3 protein-coding genes are annotated in these 1,769 nt (G+C 63.7%); all 3 read left to right on the forward strand.

The genetic code is table 11. The features are described 5' to 3' along the window. Nucleotides 1-558 (forward strand): PAS domain-containing protein (locus WCB02_RS22215; protein WP_423961450.1); only part of this gene is annotated, 558 nt, incomplete at its 5' end. After that, nucleotides 444-1,513 (forward strand): IS630 family transposase gene (locus WCB02_RS22220; protein WP_423961452.1). Its coding sequence is split into 2 segments (ribosomal slippage): nucleotides 444-933 and nucleotides 933-1,513, totalling 1,071 coding nucleotides; the frame shifts between segments, so codons are not numbered across the junction. The genes WCB02_RS22215 and WCB02_RS22220, both read left to right, overlap by 115 nt. Further along, a partial coding sequence (locus tag WCB02_RS22225; RefSeq protein ID WP_423961455.1) for an aldehyde dehydrogenase family protein occupies nucleotides 1,426-1,769 on the forward strand: 344 nt, incomplete at its 3' end. The genes WCB02_RS22220 and WCB02_RS22225, both read left to right, overlap by 88 nt.

Below are 1,769 nucleotides of genomic sequence, written 5' to 3' on the forward strand. Positions count from 1 at the left end.
GTGTGGAACCGTGGCGCCGAGCGGCTGTTCGGCTTCACCGCACCCGAGGCCGTGGGCCAACCGCTGGACATCATCATCCCTGCCGGTCTGCGCGACCGCCATTGGCACGGATTTCAGGAGACCATGCGAACCGGGAAAACCCGCTATGCCGACGGACAGATCCTGGCGGTGCCGGCGAGCCGCAAGGACGGCACAAGGCTCTCGGTCGAGTTTACGATCGTGCCATTTGCCGGCGACGACGGGCACATCACCGGCATCGCCGCGATCATGCGCGACGCCACCGCTCGGTTCCAGGAGCTGCAGTCATTGCGCAAACAGCTCGCAGCGCATGGCGAGCATGGCGATCGTGTAATACCAGTGCGCATGAGCGATGACTCTTGCCTCTTCCCGAATCGGTTGGCGCTCGATTCTGTGCCCTCCGACAACGGCACGGGAACGATCACATGGGCCAATCGGTCGAGATCACGCGCACGGAGCATTCGGCGTCGGAGCTTCGCGCTCTCGCGGCGAAGACCAAGGACGGGGCGGTGGTGCGGCGTCTCCTGGCGCTTGCCCTGACGTTGGAAGGCCACTCTCGTGAGACGGCGGCGACGGCCAACGGCATGACGCGACAGACTTTGCGGGATTGGGTTCACCGCTACAACGCTGATGGTGTGGCGGGCCTGCGTTCCAACCACGGCGGCGGGCCCACGCCGCTGCTGGGCGAGCCCGAAATGGAGGAAATCAGGGCCATGGTGATCAAGGGACCTGATCCGGAGCGGCACCGCGTCGTGCGTTGGCGCCGGGCCGAACTGCGCGAGGAGATCGCCCGGCGTTGGTCGGTGCGGGTGTGCGAACAAACCGTTGGCAGATGGTTGCGCCAGCTCCGCATGACGCGCCTGCAACCGCGGCCGGTCCATCCGAAAAAGGACCTGGAGGCTGAGGTCGCTTTTAAAAAAACTTCGCCCAACTGGTGAAGGAAGCACTGCCCGCATCGGCGGCGGCCAAGGCCATCGAGATCTGGTTTCAGGACGAAGCCAGGGTCGGACAACAAGGATCGCTGGAATACATCTGGGCGCCGATCGGCTCGCGTCCGCGGGCGGTGCGGGATAACCGCCATGACTCCGTCTATCTGTTTGGCGCGTTGTGCGCGTATCGGGCCGTGGGCGCCGCCATCATCATGCCGGCGGCCAATACCGAGGCGATGAATGAGCATCTGAAGGAAATCAGTACACAGGTCGCGCCCGGGGCGCATGCCGTTCTGGTGTGCGATGGCGCAGGGTGGCACCAGCGCGGCGGGAAGTTGAAGGTGCCGGACAACATCACCCTGCTGTCGTTGCCGCCATATTCGCCAGAATTGAATTGCATGGAAAATGTCTGGGACTATCTGCGAGGCAATGAACTCAGTCATCTCATCTGGAACAGTTATGACGAGATCGTCGCGGCATGCGCGAAGGCCTGGCGCTTCCTGATCGACGACCCGGACCGAATCCGATCAATCGCCCATCGCCACTGGGCGACGGTCAATGCATAAGCGCGCTGGTATTAGTCGCCGATGCCACCGCCAAAGGCGCACGCGTCGCCGCCGGCGGCACAAGGATCGGCAACCGCGGCTACTATTTCCCGCTGACCGTGCTGGCCGATGTGCCGGACGATGCGCGGGCGATGCACGAGGAACCGTTCGGCCCATTGGCATTGCTAAGCCGGGTTCGCAGTTTGGATGAAGCCATCGAGAAGGCGAACTCCGTGCCATATGGCCTGGCAGGCTATGCGTTCACCAACAGCGCGCG

The organism is Bradyrhizobium sp. (genome assembly GCF_049581145.1).
In the GTDB taxonomy this organism is placed as follows: Bacteria; Pseudomonadota; Alphaproteobacteria; order Rhizobiales; family Xanthobacteraceae; genus Bradyrhizobium.